The organism is Aurantiacibacter hainanensis (genome assembly GCF_036321025.1).
Lineage (GTDB): Bacteria > Pseudomonadota > Alphaproteobacteria > Sphingomonadales > Sphingomonadaceae > Alteraurantiacibacter > Alteraurantiacibacter hainanensis.
In genome coordinates, this window is sequence record NZ_JAZAPB010000001.1 from 225737 (window position 1) to 247180 (window position 21444).

The window sequence follows — 21444 nt, forward strand, 5'->3', positions numbered from 1 at the left end:
GATGGCGACCGCCGCCGGCGAGGCGATGACCGCGCCCCGCGAACCTACCGCCGTTGCCTGGCGCGCGGCGGACAGCCGTTTCTGGCCGCTCGCCATGCTGGGCCTGCTGGCGGCTCTGCAATTCACGATGATCTTCACCCGGGCCATCAACTGGGACGAGTATTCCTATTTCCGTGAGGTGGTCTGGTTCTCCGAGGGACGGCTCGACCGCACCCTGCAGACCTTCCATGTGCGCCTCTTCGCGTGGCTCCCATCCCTGTTCGGAACCAGCACCGATCACGTGGTCGCCGCGCGCGTGGCGATGTTCGGTTTCGAGCTGGTCACGCTGGGCTCCCTGTATCTGGTGGCGCGGCGCTTCGTGGAAGACAGAGTCGCGCTGCTGGCACCGCTTACCTACCTTTCCGCCGGGATGGTCATGCAGCACGGTTTCTCCTTCCGTGTGGACCCGATTGCGACCGCGCTGCTCTGCGCCTCGCTCGCCGTGCTCGCCAGTGCGCGACTGCGCCTTGCAGGCATCCTGGCCTTCGGCCTGTTCGCCGGGCTCGCCGCCATGGTGACGATCAAGGTCGCTCTCTACCTTCCCGCCTTTCTCGGCCTCGCCTGGTGGCGCGCCGCCGATGCCGGGTGGAGCCGGACGGAACTGGCGCGGATCGCCGCCTGTCCGCTGGCGGCGCTTGGTTTCTTCGCGGCACTCTACGCCTATCACGCGACCGGGGTGACGGCGGTTTCCGGCGCCGGCACCGACGCCGGCGCACAGATCGGCGAAGCCGGCAACTACTCCTTCTTCCTCGGCATCCCGCTCTACTGGCAACTCGCGATCAAGGCTGCGGCAAGCGCCCCGGCCTTTACCGTCATGATCGCCGTACTGCCGTTCATGCTCCTGCGCTCGGAGCGGGGAGTTTCGGAAAAGGCGGCACTGCTGGGTCTCTGGCTGCCGATCAGCACCATCGCCTTCTACACCAACACGCTCCCCTACTTTTACGCCTTCATCCTCGCTCCGCTTGCGATTGCGGTTGTCCCCGCGCTGGAATGGCTGGTGCGCCGCTACGATCTTCGCCTCGTCGCAATCGTGCTGGCCCTGCTGGGTACGGGCATCTGGCTGACCGAGGATCGCGGTCTGATCGACCGGCAGCGCCAGATCGAGCGCAACGTGCACGCGATCTTCCCCGCGCCGGTCACCTATTTCGATCATAACTACATGCTCGGCGGCTGGCCCAAGGCCAACGGCTTCATGACCTTGTGGGGCCTGCAGAGCTATCGCATGTCGGGCGAGCCGCGCTATCGCAAGGCGATGGAGCGCGAAACCGTGCCTTTGTTCCTCGCCAACTATCCCGAGCTCGACGAGATGATCTCCGGCAGGCTGGACGGGTTGCTGCTGGCGCCGGACGAGCAAGCGCTGCGCGACAATTACATCGAGTTCTCGTGGCCGATCTGGATCGCCGGCAAGGATTTTTCCGACCGGCGTGGAAGCTTCGTCGAGGAGTTTCTCGTGCCGGGCCCGTACACCGTGGAAGGCGGAGACATCTCCATCGACGGCCGGGTCATCGCGGAAGGCGCGGTGGTGACGCTCGAGAGGGGCGATCATGCCATCGAACTGACCGGAGAGGCGAACGTCCGCCTCGTCTGGGGAGAACGCCTGCAGCCTCCGGCCGCGCCTGTCGAGCCGGGGCCGATATATGCCCTCTACTGACGTCACAGGGGACGAGCCCGAGATCGTCTTCATTACCCGCAAGTGGGCGCCGGCTACCGGCGGAATGGAGACCTACTCGGTGCGCCTGACCCAGGAGATCGCCCGGAGGCATCCCGTCCAGGTCATTAGCCTGCCGGGGCGCGCAGGCGGAATGCCGCCCGGTGTCGCATCCCTGCTGCTTTTCCCATTCACCGTCGTGCGCAGGCTTGCCGCGCGGCACGGGCCGGCGCGCGTCATCCACCTTGGCGACCTGGCGCTGTGGCCGATCGGTCTGCTTGCCGGACGCAGGACAAAAGTGGTGGTCTCCGCCCACGGGACCGATGTCGCCTACCACCGCCGCGGCGGCCTGCGCGGGCGGCTCTACGGCGCCTACCTGCGCCTCGGGGCAAGGCTGCTGGGCCGGGCCAGGCTGGTTGCCAACTCCCACGCCACCGCGCAGGTGGCAGCCGAAACCGGGTGGCGCACCCACTGCGTAATCCCCCTTGCCGCCGATCCGGTGGAGGCCGGGAAAGCCGAGGGGCACGAGAGCTTCATACTCTTTGCTGGCAGGCTGGTCGCACGCAAGGGCTGCGGCTGGTTCGTGCGCGAGGTGTTGCCGTCGCTGCCGGAAGGGATCCAGCTCAGGATCGCCGGCACGGTGTGGGACGAGAGCGAGCGGGCCGCGCTCGACGACGAGCGGGTTGAATTTCTCGGGCCGCAGGAGCCTGCTGCCCTCGCCCGGCTCTATCGTGCCGCGCTGTGCGTCATCGTGCCGAATATCGATCTGCCCAACGGAGAATATGAGGGCTTCGGTCTCGTCGCTCCCGAGGCGGCGTCGGCTGGCGGGCTCGTTCTCGCCGCGGCCAGCGGGGGATTGACGGACGCCGTGATCGACGGCGAAACGGGATTCCTGCTGCCGAGCGGCGATGCCGAAGCCTGGGCCACCAGGATCAACGACGTGGCTGCCTGGCCATCAGACAAGCGCCAGGCCTTCACCGAAAAGGCTCAGGCCCTTAGCCGCGAGGTATATTCCTGGGACCGCGTGGCCGAGGAAACTGTCGCGGTCTATTTCGATAGGGGCTGATCCCGCCACTCGCCTGCCCGCAGGGCAGTCGTATCGAGGCCGCGCCGGGAAAAGCGCGGCGCCAGGACGCGGTGAAAGAACCAGGACCCCGCCCTGCCCGGAACGACCTTGTAGGCGAGCCTTTCGCCAAGCGTCCATCCGACCGAGGTGCGTTCGCTCCGGCGGTCGGATGTGCGGATGACATGGTCGCGGCGGTACCTGATCGGTCCGAACCGCGCCACCTGGTGAACGATCTCGTGGTTTTCCAGCACGAAGGGCCAGCGTGCCGGGTCGAACCCTCCGACCTCCTCGAACGCATCGCGGCGAAAGGCCTGTCCCCAGCCGCCGGAATGGCAGTGGGCCGGGCGGAGGGCGATCTGCAGCCACTTGACAAGCCCTGCCTTGCCGGGCCTACTGAAATCGTCGTGCAGAGCGAGGACCGCCGCCGCGCGCTCGTCGCGCGCGAACTCGTCGAGGATCGTCCCCACATAACCGGGCGGATAGATGGTGTCCGCATCCAGCGTGCCGATGAACGGCGTCTCGATCCCGCGGCACCCGGAAGCCAGGGCAAACAGCTTGCCCGGCCGCCTTTCCTCCAGGCACTCGACGCGGATGTCGCCCATGCGCTCTGTCGCGTGGCGAACGATCGCGGCACTCTCGTCGGTAGAGCCATTGTCCACGAGGCGCAACGCGAAACGCCGGTCGTCCTGCGCGGCCAGGCTCGCCAGCGTCGCCGGCAAATAAGCTTCCTCGTTGTAGAACGGCAGCACGAAGGTGATGAGTGGCATCATCGCGCCAGGTTCATCCTGAACCATTTGTACGGTAGATAAAGGGTCCAGAACGCGGCGTAGATGGCGGTTTCGGCGGCGTTTCGCGCATAGCGAAAGTGCAGTTTGCGCGCCTCCGCCAGTCTTCGCCTTACCGAAGGCCAGTCCGTTCGCGTGCTGATACCGCCTACGGGCATGAGCGAAAGGGGCTCGTTGACGACCCGTACGCCAACCCCTGCCTCTCGCGCGCGGAAGTAGAAGTCGTAATCCAGCGCGACTGCGCAGGTCGGATCGAAACCGCCGCACCGCTCAAGCAGGTCGCGGCGGCAGAAGGCTCCCTGGTGGGGCATCGACATGAAGAAGGAGAAGGTGGTTCCAAACCCCTTCGCGCGCAGCAGGCGCTCGCTGTCAGCCTCCTGCAGGATCACGTCGAAGCTGACGATTTCGTATCCCTCGCCGAGATGCCGCATCGCGCGTTCGAGCGTCGTATCGTCGAAAAACAGGTCGCCCGCCTGCAGGACTATGATCCACTCACCCCGCGCCATCGCGACCCCCTTGTTAAGGGCGTCGGCAATCCCTTCGTCGGGCTCGCTGACCCAGCGAACATTGTCGCAGCTTTGGAGGTACTCGCGCGTCCCGTCGTCCGAGCCGCCGTCGATCACGACATGCTCGACGCAGTCGAGGCCCTGCGCCGCGACGCTTTCCACCGTCTGACGCAGGTCCTCCAGGGCGCGGAAGGATGCCGTAACGACAGTAACGAGGGGGCGATCAACCGACATCAGCAAGGCCTTTTTCCGAAAGTTGCGCATAGAGCCTGCGATAGGCCTCCACCACCCTGGCTTCGTTGAAACCAGCCCTTACCCGGCTTCGCCGCATCTCGCGCTCCTTCGCTTCCGCGCTCGCTTCGGTCTGGCGCGCCAGCGCGCTGGAAAAGGCCTGGGCGTCAGCGATGGGCACCACATCGCCAATCAGCGGCGCATCGATCAATTCGGAAGCAGCACCCGTGTCAAAGGCGACGCAGCGCGTCCCGCAGGCGAGTGCTTCTAGGGTGGTGTTGCCGAACGTTTCCGCGACGGACGGATTGGCGAACACGTCGGCGGCGGCGTAGACACCGGCCAGCTTTCGGGGGTCGTCCTGCCGCCCCGCCTCGACCCGTGTCATTCCGGCAATGCCATCTTGACCGGAACCGGTGCCGCCGAAGGTCAGAAGGACTGTTCGCTGCCGCAAGCTGTCGTCCAATTGCGCAAGCGCCTCGCGGAGAATGGCAAAGCCCTTTCGCGGGTCGGAAGTGCCGCCTTGCGCCCCGAATGCGATGACATGCGCATCCGGCGCGATACCCAGTTCCAGCCGCGCGGCGCGGCGATCCAGCAGCGGAAAGGCATCGAAGTCGATGGTGTTGGGGATCACCGTAACCGGCCGGTCACGGGTCAACGGGCTTCGCGCCACCTGCTCGGCCGACCAGCGGCTGAGGCAGACGAGGTGCGCGGGCCAGTCGTTCAGGAGACGGCGCTTGCGCAGGAAGACCAACCGATCCGGGTCGTGGCGCGGGCGATCCGCATAGCCGCTGGCGAAATCGTCGGTCGCGGGGAAATGCTCGGCACCGCAGGCAATCCAGTGATCGCGACAGGTCCAGACCGAAGGGACATCGGGAACCAGCAGCTCGGCAAGCGAGGCCGTCTCCGCGCCCATCCAGTGCCATTGGACGATATCGGGCCTGCGTCCGGCGACCGCCCTGCCTATGCCGGTCGGCACGAGACCGAACGACCTCATGGTTTCGGGCGCATCGTAAGCGAAACGCGAAGCCAGGTGCCGGGCCATGAAGCGGGCAAGGCGCGCCCGCATGCGGCCCGTGGACGTGCCCACGCGGCAAACGTCGTCCTCATGCTGCTTGTCGAACAATACCAGCAACTGCGCATCCATGCCGGCCCGCCGCTGCGCGGCGACCAGGCGCCGCGCGCCGATGGCCGCCCCGCCGGAGGACGTTCCCGCGACATGAAGGATCAACGGCTCGCGGGTCATGCCGCGCCCCCGCTTGCGAAATCGCTTCCGTGGAGTTCCGCGATCATGTCATCGCTCCCGCCGGGCCAGCGCATTCCCGGCAACCAGCGAACGTGCGAGTTTAAGCGGGATGCGGACCGGGCTGAGGAGGCTTCGCGTCATGGCATTGGCAAGCGGCCGCGTTCCGGGATGGAAATGAAATGCCAGATAGCCCGACGCGGCATAGGAAATCACGGTTGCGAGAGCCGCGCCTTGCAGGCCCATCGCAGGAATTAGCGCGAGGTTCAGCCCGATGTTGATGGCCGCCCCTGCCCCGTGCGACACGACGGACATGCCATAAATCTCGTGCAGGACTATCCACTTGCTGGCCATAGTTCGCATTGCGACGAAGATTCCACCCCACACATGCAACACGAGCACGGGGGCGGCTGCGGCGTATTGAGCGCCAAACAGCAGGTCTATTGCCCAGGGTGCCAGTAAAGTCGTGATCAGGGCCACCACGAGACCCAGTCCGACATTCACGTCCAGCAGCCGGGCCATTCGCGCTGTCATCTTCGATTTCGATCTTTGCTGCATGCTCACCAGTTCGGGCATGGCGGCCGCGGCGATCATGACGGGCACGAAGAACCACATCTCGGAGAGCCGTGCGGCAACGGCATACTGGCCTGCCGCCCCGTCACCCAGGATCTGGCCCACCATGACCTGGTCGATCTTGAGGTTGGCCACGGCAAGCACACCCGAAAAGGCGAGAACGAAAGCGGGTTTCGCAAGGCGCCGGAAGCAGGACGGGTCGACGGAAAGCCGCGTCTTCGCGCAACGCAGCCGCTCGAGCAACACGAACAGCGGCCCGGTAACGGCGATCTCGCCTGCATAGGCCCAGATCAGTTCGTTCATTCCCAGGCCAAGCGTCACGAGAACGATCTTGAGCGCGGCGAAGACGATGGAAACGGCCCCCGTCGCCAGCGCAATCGTGTCGAACTGGCGGTCGGCTTCCAGCCGCAAGGAAAACAGGGCCCCCGCCCGCAACAGTTCGGCTGCCAGCAGGATCGTGACGAACATCTGGGTTTGAATATCGTCGGGCCGCATGATCCGGATCGCAGCCCAGCCGATCGCGAGCGCAAGCGCCGTGGCCGCAACCCGCATGGTCAGCGCCGTACCCAGAATGGCGCCGAAATTTTCGGGATTCCTCGCGATCGCCTTGACCACCACGGCGTTCAGACCGAACTCGCTCAACGGCGCGACAAGGCCCACCAATGCAATCGCGAAGGCCAGCTGTCCGAACACTTCCGGTCCGAAAGACCTGCTGACGACGACCATGGCGGCAAAGGCCGCCACAAGAGCTACCGCCTTGCTGCCGATCAACCAGAGAGAGCCGCGCACCATGGCGCTTATGCCGCCTCGTGGCTGCGGAACGCCCGCGGCAGGTTCGCCGCACGACGGAGACAGGCCGGTGCAGGCCGCAATGCAGATGCTTCCTGTCGTGCCTTACGTATGATCCGCCGGATCATTGCCATCTGTCCCCTGGTGTCTCGCAAACAGTCAGGGAATCCTTTGTGCTACTATGGTTAACATTTCGGAAAAGACCCGCTCTCCGCACACCGGGCCACCAATGCCCTGCCGCGACAGGCGGGAGGTGATTTGCAGCCATGCCAATCGGCCACGCTTTCCGAATTGTTAACCATTCCTGCCTAGTGCTGCGTGCTGGTTACGGCGGCCTGGCTGTCGGATTTCGAATTGATGGTTGTGACCTCAGGGGGATAGCAGACGATGAGCGCATTCGGACGCAAGAACGGCGCAGGTGGCATGTCCAAGGGCGCACGTCCGAGCTTCGGCGTGGCCAAGCCCATGCGCGGCGGTAGCCCCGGGCAGAAGTCGTCGTCCGATGACAAGAGCGACGGCTCCGGCGGCGAGCAGTTCCCCCCCGTCCCCGCAGAGGGTGAGCCGGTAAAAGCCGGAGCGCCCAGGGGCGACGCGATGAGCCGCCTGGCGGATCGATCCAACGCCGTTCACGACAATACGAGCGAACTGGGCGGATTCGAGGCCAGCGTTCACAAGATCAAGGAACAGGTGCTGCCGCGCCTGCTGGAACGCGTCGATCCCGAGGCCGCGGCGACGCTGACCAAGGAAGAGCTTTCCGAGGAATTCCGCCCGATCATCATGGAAGTGCTGGCCGAGCTGAAGGTCACGCTGAACCGGCGCGAGCAGTTCGCGCTGGAAAAGGTGCTGATCGACGAACTGCTCGGCTTCGGCCCGCTGGAAGAGCTGCTGGGCGACCCCGACGTGTCCGACATCATGGTGAACGGGCCGGACCAGACCTACATCGAAAAGGGCGGCAAGCTGGTGCTTGCCCCGATCAAGTTCCGCGACGAGCAGCACCTGTTCCAGATCGCCCAGCGCATCGTGAACCAGGTCGGCCGCCGCGTCGACCAGACGACGCCGCTGGCCGACGCCCGTCTCAAGGACGGATCCCGTGTGAACGTGATCGTGCCGCCGCTGTCGCTGCGCGGCACCGCGATCTCCATTCGTAAGTTCTCCGAGAAGCCGATCACCATCGACATGCTCAAGAACTTCGGCTCGATGAACGACAAGATGGCGACCGCGCTGAAGATTGCCGGCGCGTGCCGCATGAACATCGTCATCTCGGGCGGTACGGGTTCGGGCAAGACGACCATGCTCAACGCCCTGTCGAAGATGATCGACCCGGGCGAACGCGTGCTGACCATCGAGGACGCGGCCGAACTCCGCCTGCAGCAGCCCCACTGGCTGCCGCTGGAAACCCGCCCGCCGAACCTTGAAGGCCAGGGTGCCATCACCATCGGCGACCTCGTGAAGAACGCCCTGCGTATGCGCCCTGACCGCATCATCCTGGGCGAAATTCGTGGCGCGGAATGTTTCGACCTTCTCGCCGCCATGAACACCGGCCACGATGGCTCCATGTGTACGCTCCACGCCAACTCGCCGCGCGAGTGCCTGGGCCGTATGGAAAACATGATCCTGATGGGCGACATCAAGATCCCCAAGGAAGCCATCAGCCGCCAGATCGCCGAATCGGTCGACCTGATCGTGCAGGTGAAGCGCCTTCGCGACGGTTCGCGCCGCACCACCAACGTCACCGAGGTGATCGGAATGGAAGGCGACGTGATCGTGACGCAGGAGCTGTTCGGGTTCGAGTACCTGGACGAAGGCGAGGACGGCAAGATCCTGGGCGAGTTCCGCTCTTCCGGTCTGCGCCCCTACACCCTGGAAAAGGCCCGCCAGTTCGGGTTCGACCAGGCGTACCTGGAGGCCTGTCTCTAACCCCCGGCCAGCCAGCCCACGGCGGCAAAGCTCATCAGGGCGAGCCCCAGGAAACCGGAAAGTGCGCCGATATCGCGCCACGGCATCAGGCCGACGTCGTCCACGTCCCTGCGCTTCGCGCGGCGGCGATCGCCCCACACGGACAGCAGGGAAACGAGCAGGAATGCTCCGCCCCACAGGCCGTACAAGGTGGCGTCGCTGGCAAATCTGATCCACTGGGGCAGGTGCATGGCGCCGGGTATATGGGCGCCGCCCCTCCTGCGAACAACGCTTGATCGAACCGGTCGCGCGCCTATGGCCGCACGATGACCAGCGCTCCCCTGGACAGTTCGAGCGACCGCCCCCTGCTGGCGCTGCTGATGCGGCTTGCAGGGATCGCCGGGTTTGCAATGATGGCGGCCTTCATCAAGATGGCTGCGGACACCGGCATCCACATCGCAGAGCTGCTGTTCTGGCGTCAGCTGGTCTCGCTTCCCATCCTCCTCGCCTGGGCCTTGCTGGCCGGCGGCCTGGGTCAACTCGCGACGAGCAGGCCGGGGGCCCACGGCGTTCGCGCCGCATACGGCGTCGTCGGCATGGTGCTCAATTTCGGCGGCGTGATCCTGCTTCCGCTGGCCGAAGCGACGACGCTCAGCTTCACCGCGCCCATGTTCGCGGTGCTGCTGTCCATCGTGCTGCTGAAGGAGAGCGTGGGCATCTGGCGCTGGTCCGCCGTGGCAGCAGGCTTTGCCGGCATCGTCATCATCGCCCAGCCCGGCGGCGGGAACATTCCGCTGTTCGGTGCCGCAGTGGCGCTGGGCGGGGCGTTCATGATTGCCCTGATCGCCATCCAGATCCGCGACCTTTCACGCACCGAGACGCCGCTGGTGATCGTGTTCTGGTTCAGCGTGGCATCCGTCATCGTCACCCTGCCCTTCATGCTGTGGGTGCACGAGCCGCTGTCGGGCGACCAGTGGTGGCTTCTGATCGGCATCGGGCTGGCGGGAACCTGGGGACAGGTGCTGGTGACCATGGCCATTCGCTTCGGCAAGGTCTCCAGCGTGATCGTGATGGACTATTCCAGCATCGTGTGGGCCACGCTCTACGGCTGGCTGTTCTTCGCCACTCTTCCCGCGGTGTCGACCTGGATCGGCGCGCCCCTGGTCGTGCTGGCGGGGCTGATCATCAGCTGGCGCGAACACTACCTCGCCAGGCGGGCCTTCGTGGACCAGAGGCAGGCCACCGGAACCTGAATGCTGGCAGTCGGTTATACAATGCAGTGGCCTGTCCCAGCAGGAACAGCAGAAGGAAACAAACATATGACCCGCAAGATCATTCTGGCCGTCACTGCCAGTGTGATGGCCCTCACAGCCACCGCCTGCAACACGGTTCGCGGCGTTGGCGAGGACCTTGAATCGGTCGCTAACGAGGTCGACGAAGAAACTTGATCAGAGTCGCTTCGCGTCGACAGCAATAGGAGACGCCCCCAATGCGCAAGATGATTACCGCCGTAACCGCCGCCGTATTCGCCCTTTCGGCCGCCGCCTGCAACACCATCGAAGGTGCTGGCGAAGACGTCGAATCCGTCGCCGACGAGGTTGACGAAGAAATCTGACAGCCATGACCTCTTCAGGGTCGCAGGGTGCCCGTCGGTCCATGCCGGCGGGCACTCCTGTGTCAGGCGTAGACCAGGACCAGATTGTTGGCCGGCATCTCCACTCGGCGCACGCGCTGCATTCCGTTAAGGATGGCCAGCTCGTCTAGATCGCGCCCGTTGCGCAGTCCCCACTCGGGATTGCGCGCTTTCAGGCTGGCATCGAAATCGCGGTTCGATGCGACCGTTTCCACGCAATCTTCAAGGAACGGGCCGTAGATTATCAACGGCCCTCCGTCCTTCAGCAAGGACTCGGCGTGCTCGAATAGTCCGACCGTCGCCGCCCAGGGGCTGATGTGTGTCATGTTGACGCACAGGATCGCGTCCGCGCTCTCGACAGGCCAATCGGGTGCCGAGGCGTCGAGCTGCAGCGGCGGCAGCAGGTTCGCCCCTCCTTCCTCCGCGCGCCAGGCGGCTATCGAGGCCAGCGCATCGGGATCGGGATCGGTCGGCTGCCATTGCCACTGCGGAAAAGCGCGAGACAGGTAGACGGCGTGCTCCCCCGTTCCTGCGGCGATCTCCAGCAAGAGACCGCCGGCTTCGGGAAGCTCCCGCTCCAGCACCTCCCTGATGGGCTCACGATTGCGCTGTGTGGCCGGGGCGTGGTTCTTGCTCATCCCCCGATCCTCGCGCCCTTGCGCGCCCTTCCCTCGCGGATGAAAAGCCACAGCAGCAATCCCGCAGGGCCCGCGACGAACGTCAGCAGCAGCACGGGACCCTGCAACCATCGGGAGAAGCCCTTCTGGTCGGCATCCTTGGCGATCCAGAGTCCGGCGAACAGGTCCAACGCGAGATAGTGAATCCAGCCCACCGTCACTCCGCCATCGGACATGAAGATGCCGCGAACCCCCTCGATGCTCTGGAAGGAAGCCTGCCCGCCGCCTCCGACAGGGTCGGCGTCCACCGTCCCGCTGATCACCAGCACCAGCAGCACCGCATAGGCCAGGCACAAGAGGCCGATGCCGGCATAGAAGATCGCACTTTGCACGAATGCGCCGCGCGGTGCGAATATCAGCGCGGCCCAGCACACCATCGCCCAGATATTGGCCACGCCGAAGACACTATCCCACACGTCGTTTCCCCTTTTGCTGCCGCGCCCCGGCTATTCGTTTTCTTCCGCCTCCATGGCAGCAAGGTTCCGCCGGAATTCCCGCGTGGTGCGCATCAGCGATTCGTGTTCGTGCACGAACTGCCCCCGCGCCTTGGCACAGGCCAAGGCCAACGCCGCGTCGGCAAGGTCGGTCGCCTTGATCGAACGATATTTCTCTTTCCCTCCCTGCAGGAAGAGATTGCCCAGCGGGGCGACCATCTGGCCCAGCGATTCCAGCGGACGCACGTCGTTCTGCCGCTTCCCGCGCAGCAGGCCGGGGCGCAGGATATCGAGGCGGTGAAGCTTCAGGGCCCTCAGGTCCTTTTCGGTTTCGCCTTTCACGCGGAGGTACGAATTGCGCGAGAACGGGTCCGCCCCGACCGAGGATATGTAGACGAAGTTCTTGATCGATGCCGATTTGGCCGCCTTGCCCACTTCCAGCACCAGGTCGTGATCGACCTCGCGAAAGGCGCTGTCGCTGCCCGCTTTCCTGTGCGTGGTACCCAGGGCGCAGATCACGGCGTCAGGCTCGAGCTGGGCGATGATGTCGGGCCAGTCCTCGCTCTCGGCCAGCACCAGTTCCATCCGCGTGCCTTTGGGGAAGGCAATCTCGCGGCGGGCGACACCCTGCAGGATGATGTCGTGCAGGTCTGGCGAGCGCTCGATGATCGTGCGGCCGATAAGTCCGGTCGCGCCGACCAGCAGGATGCGTCGTGCCTCAGACATTGGAAAGGTTCTCCGGTCGCTCTCCGAAAATCCGCGCATACTGGTTCATGGCGAAATGGTCGGTCATGCCGGCGATGAAATCGGCGATGTGCCGGGCGCGTTCCGGCTGTCCCTCGGGCAAGGTTTCCGACCAGCCCGAGTTCATCAGCGAAGGGTCCTGATCGTAGGCGGCATAGAGTTTGGCGATCACGGTCCGCGCGGATTGCGCGGTGCGGTTCTGCGCCTCGTGATGATAGAGATTGGCGTACATGAATTTCTTGAGCGCGCGCTCTCTCAGCGTCATTTCGTCGGAAAACGTAGCCAGCGCGCAGCCCGCCCCGCGGACCTGCTCGACACTGTCGATACCCGCCAGGTTGCTGCGCGTGGTCTGCAGCAGGTCGTTCACCATCACGCCGATCTGTGTGCGCACCATTTCCCGAAGTTGCTCCTCGCGCCGCGCGTGCGGAAAGCGCTTTGCGACGTCGCGCCAGAGATCAGCGATGAAATCCAGCTCCAGCAGCTGTTCCAGCTCGAGATATCCCGCGCGAAGGCCGTCGTCGATATCGTGATTGTCGTAGGCGATATCGTCAGCCAGAGCGGCAACCTGCGCCTCCAGCGAGGGCCAGCGGCGCAGGTCGAGCGGAAACGCGCCGTCCAGTTCCGCCAGCGCCCAGCCGGGGTTCTCCACCGGGCCGTTGTGCTTGGCGAGGCCTTCCAGCGTCTCCCACGTCAGGTTCAGGCCCGGACAGTCGCAGTAGGGCGTGTCGATGCGCATGACGGTGCGCAGCGCATGTTCGTTGTGATCGAAGCCCCCACGGGTCGCCAGCGCATCGTTCAAGGCGCCCTCGCCGGGGTGGCCGAATGGCGGGTGGCCCAGATCGTGCGAGAGGCACAGCGCCTCAGTCAGGTCCTCGTCCAGCCCGAGTTCTCGAGCGACGACCCGGCCGATCTGCGCCACCTCGAGGCTGTGCGTCAGGCGGACGCGGTAGTGATCGCCGTCGGGCGCGACGAAAACCTGCGTCTTTCCCGCCAGGCGGCGAAAGGCGATGGAATGGATGATCCGGTCGCGGTCACGCTGGAAAGCGGTGCGCGGCCCCCGGGCACCGTGGCCCGGCTGGTTGAACTCGCGACCGCGGGTTTTCGCGGGATCGGCAGCATAGGGCGCGCGGGACATGGCCGTTCGCTAGGTCAGCGCAGACGGACAGGCAACGGGAACAGATGCCGAACCCGCGCCGAAATGCACCGCTTATTGGACGACCGCCTCGACTTTCCATCCATCGGGATCGATCAGGAAGGCAGCGTAGTACCCGGGCGCGTAATGCGGACGCTCTCCGGGCGCTCCGCAATCGGTTCCGCCCGCCTTCAGACCTGCCGCGTGAAAGGCGTCGACCGCGGCGCGGCTAGGTGCCGTGAAGGCGAGATGGAACCCGGGCAAGACGGCGCTTCCGCGAGGTTCTTCCCTGACGAAGATAGCCAGCTTGTCCTGACCTCCGGGAGGCCCGTATCCGGCGCCCTTCTCGATGATCCAGAGCCTTTCGAAACCTAGCGGCGCGAGGACGGCGTCGTAGAAGCCCATCGATCGCCGGAGGTCGTCCACACCAATCGAAAGGTGGTCAATCAATCACCGACAATCCATTTTGCCGCCGCGTCGGCGTGGATGCCTGTACAGTCGTAAATGGGCACAATGTTCGCATCCACGTCCACGACCAGCTCCAGTTCGGTGCAGGCCAGGATCACCGCCTGCGCGCCGTCCTTCTGCATGTTGGTGAACATCGACCGCAAGGCGCGCCGGGCGTCCTTGCTGGCCTTGCCCAACATCAGTTCCTCGTAGATGATCCTGTCCAGGTGCTCGACATTGTCCATGTCGGGCGGCAGCAGGTCCACGCCGTGCGACACCAGCCTGCGGCGATAGAAACTCTCGGTCATGACATTGCGGGTGCCGATCAGCGCCGCGCGTTCGATCCCGTCTTCCTTCATCTTCGCGCCGACGCATTCTGCGATGTGGAGGATCGGCTTATCGACCCGCGCTTCCACGTCGCGATAGACCTTGTGCATCGAATTGGCGCCGATCACGATCATCTCGGCCCCTGCATCGATCAGCCGCTGTGCGCTGTCGGCGATGACATCGGTGGCTCGCTGCCAGTCCTCGCTGCTCTGCAGGCGGTAGACGCGCGAGAAGTCGAGGCTCTCGATCAGCATCGGAGCCGACGCCGTCTTTCCGACATGGCGTTGCACGTAGCGGTTGATCCGCTCGTAATACGTGCTGGTCGAAACCCAGCTCATGCCGCCGATCAGGCCGATTTTACGCAAAGTGATATGCCCCCGTCAGTGCCCTGGAGTTTCGATTGCAAGGCCCGCTCTTCTAGCGGCTGACCCCGGGCTGGAACGACCCGGAGCGACCACCGGTTCCCTCCGTAAGGCAGGCAGAACGTGGAATGACGTCACGACGCCCGATCTTGGCACTAGTCGAGCGCCTTCACGATTTCCTCGACCATCTTCTTGGCGTCGGAAAGCAGCATCATCGTCTGGTCCATGTAGAAGACGTCGTTGTCGACGCCGGCATAGCCGACCCCGCCCATGCTGCGCTTGATGAAGAACACCTGCTTGGCCTTTTCCACGTCGAACACCGGCATGCCGTAGATGGGACTGGACTTGTCCGTCTTGGCCGCCGGGTTCACCACGTCGTTCGCGCCGATGATGAAGGCGACGTCGGCCTGCGCGAATTCGGAGTTGATGTCCTCCAGTTCGAACACCTTGTCGTATTCGACGGAGGCCTCCGCCAGCAGCACGTTCATGTGCCCCGGCATGCGCCCGGCGACGGGGTGGATGGCGTATTTCACTTCCACGCCCTTCTCCTCCAGCAGGTCGGCCATTTCGCGAAGGGCGTGCTGGGCCTGTGCCACGGCCATGCCGTAGCCGGGGATGATGATGACCTTCTCCGCCTGCTCCAGCATGTAGGCGGCGTCTGCCGCGCTGCCCTGCTTGTAGGGGCGCTGCTCGCGCGGTTCGCCGTCCCCGCCGCCGCTGTCGTCGGCACCGAAGCCGCCCGCGATCACGCTGATGAAGCTGCGGTTCATGGCGCGGCACATGATGTAGCTGAGGATCGCACCGGACGAGCCGACCAGCGCGCCGGTGATAATCATCGCGGTATTGCCGAGCGTGAAGCCCATCGCCGCCGCCGCCCAGCCGGAATAGGAGTTGAGCATGGAGACCACGACCGGCATGTCCGCCCCGCCGATCGGGATGATCAGCAGGAAGCCGATGATGAAGGCGAGCAGCGTGATCCACAGCACCAGCATGCCCTCGCCCGGCCCGCCAGCGCCGGACATCGCATAGGCCGCAATCAGGCCGATGATCGCGAGTAGCGTTCCCAGGTTGATCACGTGGCGCGCCGGCAGAAGGATGGGCGATCCGCTCATCTTGCCCGACAGCTTGGCGAAGGCGATCACCGAACCGGAAAAGGTGATCGCACCGATGGCGATGCCGAGACCCAGTTCGATGCGACTGACGACGAGTATCTGGCCATCGGCTCCCAGAATGCCGAATGCGCCGGGATTGAGATAGGCCGCCCAGCCCACCAGCACGGCGGCAAGGCCCACCAGCGAGTGGAAGCCCGCAACCAGTTCGGGCATTGCCGTCATCGCGATCTTGCGCGCTACCGTCACGCCGATGATGCCGCCGATCAGAATGGCGATGCCGATCTCGACGATGTTGGCAATGTCATGCGTCACCAGCGTGGTGACGACCGCGATGGCCATGCCGATCATGCCGTTGCGATTGCCCGCGCGGCTGGTCGCCGGGCTGGAAAGCCCGCGCAGCGCGAGGATGAAGAACACGCCCGCGACGAGATAGGCCAGCGCGACCCAGGGGTTCACGGGACCGTGGGCGGCGACGTCCGCGGCGGGAGCAAGGAAGGACAGCATGCTCACTTGTCCTTCTTCTTGTACATGGCGAGCATCCGCTCGGTGACGGCGAAGCCGCCGAAGATGTTGACGCTGGCCAGCACCACCGCGGCAAGCCCGAGCCACTTCGCGATGTCGCTACCGGCTTCGGCACTGGCGATCAGGCCGCCCACGATGATCACGCTGGAAATTGCGTTGGTCACCGCCATCAGCGGCGTGTGCAATGCGGGTGTCACCGACCAGACCACGTAATAGCCGACGAAGCACGCCAGCACGAAAATCGAGAGGATCGAAATGAAGTCCATTATTCCCCCTCATCCGCATAGGATGTGTCGGTCAGGGCCTGGCCAACGATGTAGCCGCCCCGGTAGAGCAATGTCGCAGCGATTATCGTGGCCACGATCAGGATGAGCACTCTCGCGCCTTTCGGCAGGTCGGCGTACCAGCTCACTCCTTCAGCCTCGCGTTCACCACTTCGCCGCCCCTGGTCAGCCGGATGGCGTCGCCGATTTCCTCGTCGAGCACCGGTTTGCCCGCTTCCTTGTCCCAGAAGGCGTTGAGGAGATTGAACAGGTTGCGGCTGAAAAGTGCGCTCGAATCCGCAGGCAGGTGGGCAGGCGTGTTGGAGAAGCCCATGATCGTCACGCCGTGCTTCTCGACCACCTGATCGGGCACGGAGCCTTCCACGTTGCCGCCCTGTGCCACGGCAAGATCGAAAATCACGCTGCCCTGTTTCATCGTGGCAATCTGCGCGTCGCTGACGAGCCGCGGTGCCGCGCGCCCGGGGATCAGCGCGGTGGTGATGACGATGTCCTGCTTGGCGATGTGCGCGGAAACCATCTCTGCCTGCGCGGCCTTCTGCTCGTCGGTCAGCTCGGCCGCGTAGCCACCCTCGCCCGCTGCCTCCAGCCCATCGGCAAACACCGGTTTCCCGCCAAGGCTCTTGATCTGCTCGGCCGTTTCGGGCCGCACGTCCGTGGCGGAAACCTGCGCGCCAAGCCGCTTTGCCGTGGCAATGGCTTGAAGTCCCGCAACGCCCACGCCCATGACGAAAACCTTGGCCGCGGACACCGTGCCCGCCGCCGTCATCATCATCGGGAAAGCGCGGCCATAGGTGTCCGCCGCGGCGATCACCGCCTTGTAGCCTGCCAGGTTCGACTGGCTGGAGAGCACGTCCATGCTCTGCGCGCGGGTAATGCGCGGCATGAATTCCATCGCCAGCGCCTCGAACCCCGCCTTGGCATAGGCTTCCACGCGGTCACGCTGGCCGAAGGGATCGAAGGTCGCTGCCACCCAGGCACCCGGCTTCGCGCCAGACAGCGCGGCGACATCGGGTGCCTGCACGCCCAGAACCAGGTCGGCATCGGCCACGGCCTTCGCCGCGCTCGTCACCTGCGCGCCGGCTTCGGCATAATCGGCATCGGGGATTGCGGATTGCTCGCCCGCCCCTTTTTCCACCGCCAGGGTAGCGCCGAGTGCGGAAAGCTTCTTTACCGTTTCAGGCGTCGCGGCGACGCGGGTTTCACCCGGCGCACGCTCCTTCAGAACCGCAATCTTCATCCCCCCGCCCGTCACCTCAGGCAATCAGGATGACGACGATCAACGTGATCAGCGCGATTACCGGGATGGACCACTTCAACAGGCTGATAAAGCTTTCGTAGGTGCCCTTGGCCGCCTTCATGTCGTGCGGATTACTCATCGTATGTATTCCCTTTGGGATTGGTCTCGTGTTCATGGTCCTATCCCTGCTTGCGCGCCCGCTCAAGTCTGCAAACGTGGAAGAATGGCCTTAATCGGCTCTTTACCCAGACCTGATAGCGCAGACTTTCGACATCCGGACCGTTCCGGAGCCAGGGATAGTTTTCGCATGGTAGAGCCAGAACAGCGATTGCTGATGCTGATTGACGACGATCCGGCGCATTGCCGGCTCGTCAGTGCGCTTGCCGGGCGCGAGGGCTGGCGCACGATCACCGTTGCAGACCACGAGACAGCCATCGCCACGATGGGCACCCGACAGGGCATGCAGCTTTCCGCGATCATCCTCGACCAGTCCGTGCCGGGGGAACGCGCCTGCGAACTCATCGCCGACCTGAAGGACCGTCGTCCCGCCCTGCCGATCCTGATGCTGACCACCAGCACCAGTCCGCAACTAGCGGTAGAGGCAATGCGCGCAGGCGCTGCAGACTATCTGGTGAAGCCGGTCTCTCCCGATCGCCTGATGCTGGCGCTGCGCAACACCACCATGTGCGAGGCACCTCGCGACGAACTGACCCCGCTTTCCGAGAAGATGCCGACCCAGCTCGATTTCGACGCGATGGTGGGCACCGCCCCGTCTTTCCGCGATGCGCTGGCGAAGGCCGCCAAGGCTGCGCGCGGACACGGTCACGTGCTGATCGAGGGTGAAAGCGGTACCGGCAAGGAAATGCTGGTGCGGGCGATGCAAGCGGCCTCGCCCCGCGCCAAGACGGCATTCCGCATGATAAACATCGGAGGAGTTTCGGCTAACCATCTGGAATCGCAGCTATTCGGTCACGAGAAGGGAGCCTTCGCCGGCGCTTTCGACCGCCGGACGGGCGCCTTCCATGACTGCGACGGCGGCACGCTCGTGCTCGACGAGATCGATCGCCTTTCGCTGGAAGTTCAGGACCGGTTGATCGCGGTGCTCGAAAGCGGCAGCGTGAAGCCGTTGGGCGCGCAATACGGGTTCAAGGTCGATGTGCGGGTGATCGCGGCCAGCAACCTTCCTCTGGCCGACATGGTGGCGACGGGGCACTTCCGCGCGGAATTGCTCGAATTGCTCGCCCGCACCTTCATCGAACTGCCCCCGCTGCGCGAGCGTGGTCGCGACCTTGGCGCGCTGGCTCGCTATTTCCTTCACCAGATCGGACAGCAGCCCGGGCTGCGCCCCATCAGCATCACCGGCGACGCGCTGCGCCTTCTCGGTGCCTTCGAATGGCCCGGCAACGTGCGCCAGCTGCAGGCCGTGCTGTTCCGGGCTGCGGTGTTCTGCGACGGAGATGCGCTGACGTCGGAGGATTTCCCGCACCTGCGCGAGATCATCGGGGAAACCGAGGCGCCCAGCAACGGCCCCATCCGCGAGAGCGCGGGCGTGCAGCTCTATTCCGAGGACGGCAACCTGCGTCCGCTCGAAGAAATCGAGGCCGACGTGATCCGCCTCGCCATCGGGCACTACCGCGGACGCATGACGGAAGTCGCGCGCCGCCTCGGCATCGGGCGCTCCACGCTTTATCGCAAGCTTTCGGACCTCGGCATCGACAACGCCGCCTGAGCGGCGCCAAGCGACCGAAAAATCCGCAAAAATCCGGCATTTGTCGCTTTGTGACCACGCTGCAAAATAATGCGCGTCGTTCGCGGAACATAAGCTGATTTCAAGCGATTGCATCATATGTTTATTTTTCGACGCTCCATCATGATGGCCGCCCTAGGTCTCGCCATCGCGTCCTGCGGCGACAGCAGCGCCGAACTGGGCGAGAGCCAGAGCGTCTCGACGCACCCGGCTGGGGCCGGTGCCATGCAGAACGCAACGCTAGGCCCCCTCACCTACCAGTTCGACCAGTCCGAACTGACCGCGGCGGACGTCGATATTCGCATTCCGCCCGACTACCAGACCATGCAGAGCGCGACGAAGCTGATCCCGGAAGCGCGCGCTTTCTCGCTTGGAGAAGAGAACTGCTCGTATGGCGAATCCGGGCTGGTCAGCGAATGCAGTGCCGAGCAGGAGGCCGGGTTGACGTTGGCCCTGCTTCCCCGCCCGGTGGGAGAATATCGGGAGGCCTTCGAAGAGGCCGGACCGATCGCCGACGAACTGGAGCCGACACAATTGAACGGAATCGACGGCTTCTCCTTCACGGCCGAGGCCGAAGGGGCGGGCACGGAATATCGCTTCTTCGGGATCGACGAACGCACGATCCTGCTGGCGAGAACTTTCGATTCCGACAGCACCGACGATGCAGGAAACGCCATCGAGAAGGTTATCAGAACCCTTTCGCGATCGGTGGACGACCAGCTGGAAGAAGACAGCTGACCGGCTTAGCCGTCCGACCTAGTCCGCCAGCATTCCGAAATCGGTAAGCGCGGCATCGCGCAAGCCACGCCACACGTTGCGCGCCTGCACCGTCTCGAACACGTCATGCGCGCGCAGCAACTGCACGCCCGCATCCATTCCCAGCTGCGCCATGACCAGCGAGCCGCCCAGCCGCTCGTGCGCGGCGGCCTCGTTCGACAAGGCACCTATCATCCGCTTCCGGCTGGCACCCAGCAGCAACGGCTGGCCCAGAGCATGGAACAGCGGCAGCGCATTCAGCAGGGCGAGATTGTCCGCCAGGGACTTGCCGAAGCCGACACCGGGATCGAGGATGATGTTCCTGCGATCGATGCCCGCCGCGATGGCCTTGTCGCGCATGGCCTTGAGGAAGTCGAACACGTCGAACACCACGCTGGTGTAGTCGGGATCGGCGTGCAGGTCCTCCCCCGTGCCCGGCGCGTGCATCAGGATCACCGGCACGCCGGCCCCGGCAGCGAATTCCATGCTTCGCGGGTCGTAGCGCAGGGCCGATACGTCGTTGATCACCTGCGCGCCGGCTTCCAGCGCGGCTTCCATCACCGCGGGGCGGCGCGTGTCGATGCTGACCGCCGCGCCCATTCCCGCGCAGTGGCGCACGGCCGGTTCGATCCGCTTGATCTCCTCGCCTTCCCACACCTCTTTCGCGCCCGGCCGGGTGCTCTCGCCGCCGATGTCGATGATGGCGGCGCCTGCCTGGTGCATGGCGGCGGCCTGCGATTGCATGGCTTCGGGATCGTCCATGAACTGTCCGCCGTCGGAAAAGCTGTCGGGCGTCACGTTGAGGATGCCCATCACCTGCGGTTGGTCCAGCCGGATCGTGCGCGCGCCGAGCTCCAGCGGCGGGTGCGCCATGCGCAGGTTCGACCATTGCTGCTCGCCCTCTGCCCCGACCTCTTCAGGCAGGGCGGCCAGCACGTCGTCTATCGTGGAAGGGACAGCGATATGCCGCTCTATCACCGCGCCATCGCGCCGCAGCATCACGGCGAATTCGCGGGCGTAGACCATGCCGCCCGCCAGCCGCACGGCTTCGCCTTCCACGGCCTGCGGACCGGGGACGGTCGTCAGCGGCTGGATGTAGATCTGGTCGGGCATTCAGATAACCTCGGCATTTCCAGCTAATGTGGAACACATGGAACACTGTCCTGAAGCAAGAGCCTTACCCCTTGCGCGGATAGCGCGAAAGGCAAGGATTTGCGCGGTTCGGCACACATGCCTCGCCCCTGACGCAATGACTAG

The 21444-nt window shown here is 64.7% G+C and carries 25 protein-coding genes; 8 read left to right on the plus strand and 17 right to left on the minus strand.

Features of this window, described 5'->3' with window-relative positions:
• Position 1 precedes the first annotated feature (1 nt).
• Positions 2-1690, plus strand: coding sequence for a hypothetical protein (locus AAA989_RS01105; protein WP_338240576.1), 1689 nt, complete (start codon positions 2-4; stop codon positions 1688-1690).
• Complete coding sequence (locus tag AAA989_RS01110; protein WP_338240577.1) at positions 1677-2753, plus strand: glycosyltransferase family 4 protein; 1077 nt, start codon at positions 1677-1679, stop codon at positions 2751-2753. The genes AAA989_RS01105 and AAA989_RS01110 overlap by 14 nt, the downstream gene beginning before the upstream one ends.
• Here AAA989_RS01110 and AAA989_RS01115 read toward each other — a convergent pair.
• Genes AAA989_RS01115 through AAA989_RS01130 form a run of 4 tightly spaced genes read right to left on the minus strand, consistent with a single transcriptional unit; the run spans position 2735 to position 6880 of the window.
• Positions 2735-3523, minus strand: a complete 789-nt coding sequence (locus tag AAA989_RS01115) for a glycosyltransferase family 2 protein (RefSeq protein ID WP_338240578.1) — start codon at positions 3521-3523, stop codon at positions 2735-2737. The genes AAA989_RS01110 and AAA989_RS01115 overlap by 19 nt on opposite strands.
• On the minus strand, positions 3520-4278 hold the full coding sequence (locus tag AAA989_RS01120; protein WP_338240579.1) for a glycosyltransferase family 2 protein: 759 nt from the start codon (positions 4276-4278) through the stop codon (positions 3520-3522). The genes AAA989_RS01115 and AAA989_RS01120 overlap by 4 nt, the downstream gene beginning before the upstream one ends.
• A complete protein-coding gene (locus tag AAA989_RS01125) occupies positions 4268-5518 on the minus strand; it encodes a glycosyltransferase (protein WP_338240580.1) in 1251 nt (416 codons plus the stop codon). The genes AAA989_RS01120 and AAA989_RS01125 overlap by 11 nt, the downstream gene beginning before the upstream one ends.
• 48 nt (positions 5519-5566) lie before the next feature.
• On the minus strand, positions 5567-6880 hold the full coding sequence (locus AAA989_RS01130) for a flippase (protein WP_338240581.1): 1314 nt from the start codon (positions 6878-6880) through the stop codon (positions 5567-5569).
• Positions 6881-7264: 384 nt separating this feature from the next.
• On the opposite strand from AAA989_RS01130, the gene AAA989_RS01135 reads away from it, so the two are divergent.
• Positions 7265-8794, plus strand: a complete 1530-nt coding sequence (locus AAA989_RS01135; RefSeq protein ID WP_338240582.1) for a TadA family conjugal transfer-associated ATPase — start codon at positions 7265-7267, stop codon at positions 8792-8794.
• On the opposite strand, the gene AAA989_RS01140 is transcribed toward AAA989_RS01135, so the two are convergent.
• On the minus strand, positions 8791-9024 hold the full coding sequence (locus AAA989_RS01140; protein ID WP_338240584.1) for a hypothetical protein: 234 nt from the start codon (positions 9022-9024) through the stop codon (positions 8791-8793). The genes AAA989_RS01135 and AAA989_RS01140 overlap by 4 nt on opposite strands.
• Positions 9025-9099: 75 nt before the next feature.
• Between AAA989_RS01140 and AAA989_RS01145 the strand changes: the two genes are divergently transcribed.
• The 3 genes from AAA989_RS01145 (at position 9100) to AAA989_RS01155 (ending at position 10388) form a co-directional block, all read left to right on the plus strand.
• On the plus strand, positions 9100-10026 hold the full coding sequence (locus AAA989_RS01145; protein ID WP_338240585.1) for a DMT family transporter: 927 nt from the start codon (positions 9100-9102) through the stop codon (positions 10024-10026).
• 66 nt (positions 10027-10092) lie between these two features.
• Positions 10093-10221, plus strand: coding sequence for a hypothetical protein (locus tag AAA989_RS01150; RefSeq protein WP_338240587.1), 129 nt, complete (start codon positions 10093-10095; stop codon positions 10219-10221).
• Positions 10222-10262: 41 nt separating this feature from the next.
• Positions 10263-10388, plus strand: coding sequence for a hypothetical protein (locus tag AAA989_RS01155; protein ID WP_338240589.1), 126 nt, complete (start codon positions 10263-10265; stop codon positions 10386-10388).
• Between the two features lie 62 nt (positions 10389-10450).
• Here AAA989_RS01155 and AAA989_RS01160 read toward each other — a convergent pair whose 3' ends face one another.
• From AAA989_RS01160 to AAA989_RS01210, 11 genes are all read right to left on the minus strand, one after another.
• Entirely contained in the window at positions 10451-11044 is a 594-nt protein-coding gene (locus AAA989_RS01160; RefSeq protein ID WP_338240590.1) for a DUF938 domain-containing protein, read from the minus strand.
• On the minus strand, positions 11041-11499 hold the full coding sequence (locus tag AAA989_RS01165; RefSeq protein WP_338240591.1) for an ABA4-like family protein: 459 nt from the start codon (positions 11497-11499) through the stop codon (positions 11041-11043). The genes AAA989_RS01160 and AAA989_RS01165 overlap by 4 nt, the downstream gene beginning before the upstream one ends.
• 30 nt (positions 11500-11529) lie before the next feature.
• Positions 11530-12243 (minus strand): NAD(P)H-binding protein, encoded by a 714-nt coding sequence (locus AAA989_RS01170; protein WP_338240592.1) that lies wholly within the window; start codon positions 12241-12243, stop codon positions 11530-11532.
• Positions 12236-13396: a deoxyguanosinetriphosphate triphosphohydrolase gene (locus tag AAA989_RS01175; RefSeq protein ID WP_338240593.1), complete on the minus strand. Its 1161-nt coding sequence runs from the start codon at positions 13394-13396 to the stop codon at positions 12236-12238. Before AAA989_RS01175 ends, AAA989_RS01170 begins: the two co-directional genes overlap by 8 nt.
• Before the next feature lie 72 nt (positions 13397-13468).
• Entirely contained in the window at positions 13469-13843 is a 375-nt protein-coding gene (locus AAA989_RS01180; protein WP_338240594.1) for a VOC family protein, read from the minus strand.
• Entirely contained in the window at positions 13840-14532 is a 693-nt protein-coding gene (locus AAA989_RS01185) for an aspartate/glutamate racemase family protein (protein WP_338240595.1), read from the minus strand. Before AAA989_RS01185 ends, AAA989_RS01180 begins: the two co-directional genes overlap by 4 nt.
• Before the next feature lie 152 nt (positions 14533-14684).
• Positions 14685-16145: an NAD(P)(+) transhydrogenase (Re/Si-specific) subunit beta gene (locus AAA989_RS01190; RefSeq protein WP_338242164.1), complete on the minus strand. Its 1461-nt coding sequence runs from the start codon at positions 16143-16145 to the stop codon at positions 14685-14687.
• Positions 16146-16147: 2 nt separating this feature from the next.
• The gene (locus AAA989_RS01195) at positions 16148-16429 is read right to left on the minus strand and encodes an NAD(P) transhydrogenase subunit alpha part 2 (RefSeq protein ID WP_338240597.1); all 282 of its coding nucleotides are present in this window, start codon (positions 16427-16429) and stop codon (positions 16148-16150) included.
• Positions 16429-16575: a hypothetical protein gene (locus tag AAA989_RS01200; protein WP_338240598.1), complete on the minus strand. Its 147-nt coding sequence runs from the start codon at positions 16573-16575 to the stop codon at positions 16429-16431. Before AAA989_RS01200 ends, AAA989_RS01195 begins: the two co-directional genes overlap by 1 nt.
• Positions 16572-17684, minus strand: a complete 1113-nt coding sequence (locus AAA989_RS01205) for an NAD(P) transhydrogenase subunit alpha (protein WP_338240600.1) — start codon at positions 17682-17684, stop codon at positions 16572-16574. The genes AAA989_RS01200 and AAA989_RS01205 overlap by 4 nt, the downstream gene beginning before the upstream one ends.
• Positions 17685-17700: 16 nt before the next feature.
• The gene (locus tag AAA989_RS01210) at positions 17701-17823 is read right to left on the minus strand and encodes a hypothetical protein (RefSeq protein ID WP_338240602.1); all 123 of its coding nucleotides are present in this window, start codon (positions 17821-17823) and stop codon (positions 17701-17703) included.
• Positions 17824-17991: 168 nt separating this feature from the next.
• Here AAA989_RS01210 and AAA989_RS01215 point away from each other — a divergent pair, with 168 nt between their 5' ends.
• Entirely contained in the window at positions 17992-19413 is a 1422-nt protein-coding gene (locus AAA989_RS01215; protein ID WP_338240604.1) for a sigma-54-dependent transcriptional regulator, read from the plus strand.
• A 141-nt stretch (positions 19414-19554) separates the two neighbouring features.
• Positions 19555-20169: a hypothetical protein gene (locus AAA989_RS01220; RefSeq protein ID WP_338240605.1), complete on the plus strand. Its 615-nt coding sequence runs from the start codon at positions 19555-19557 to the stop codon at positions 20167-20169.
• An 18-nt stretch (positions 20170-20187) separates the two neighbouring features.
• Here AAA989_RS01220 and folP read toward each other — a convergent pair whose 3' ends face one another.
• The gene (gene folP, locus AAA989_RS01225; RefSeq protein ID WP_338240606.1) at positions 20188-21300 is read right to left on the minus strand and encodes a dihydropteroate synthase; all 1113 of its coding nucleotides are present in this window, start codon (positions 21298-21300) and stop codon (positions 20188-20190) included.
• Between the last annotated feature and the right edge of the window lie 144 nt (positions 21301-21444).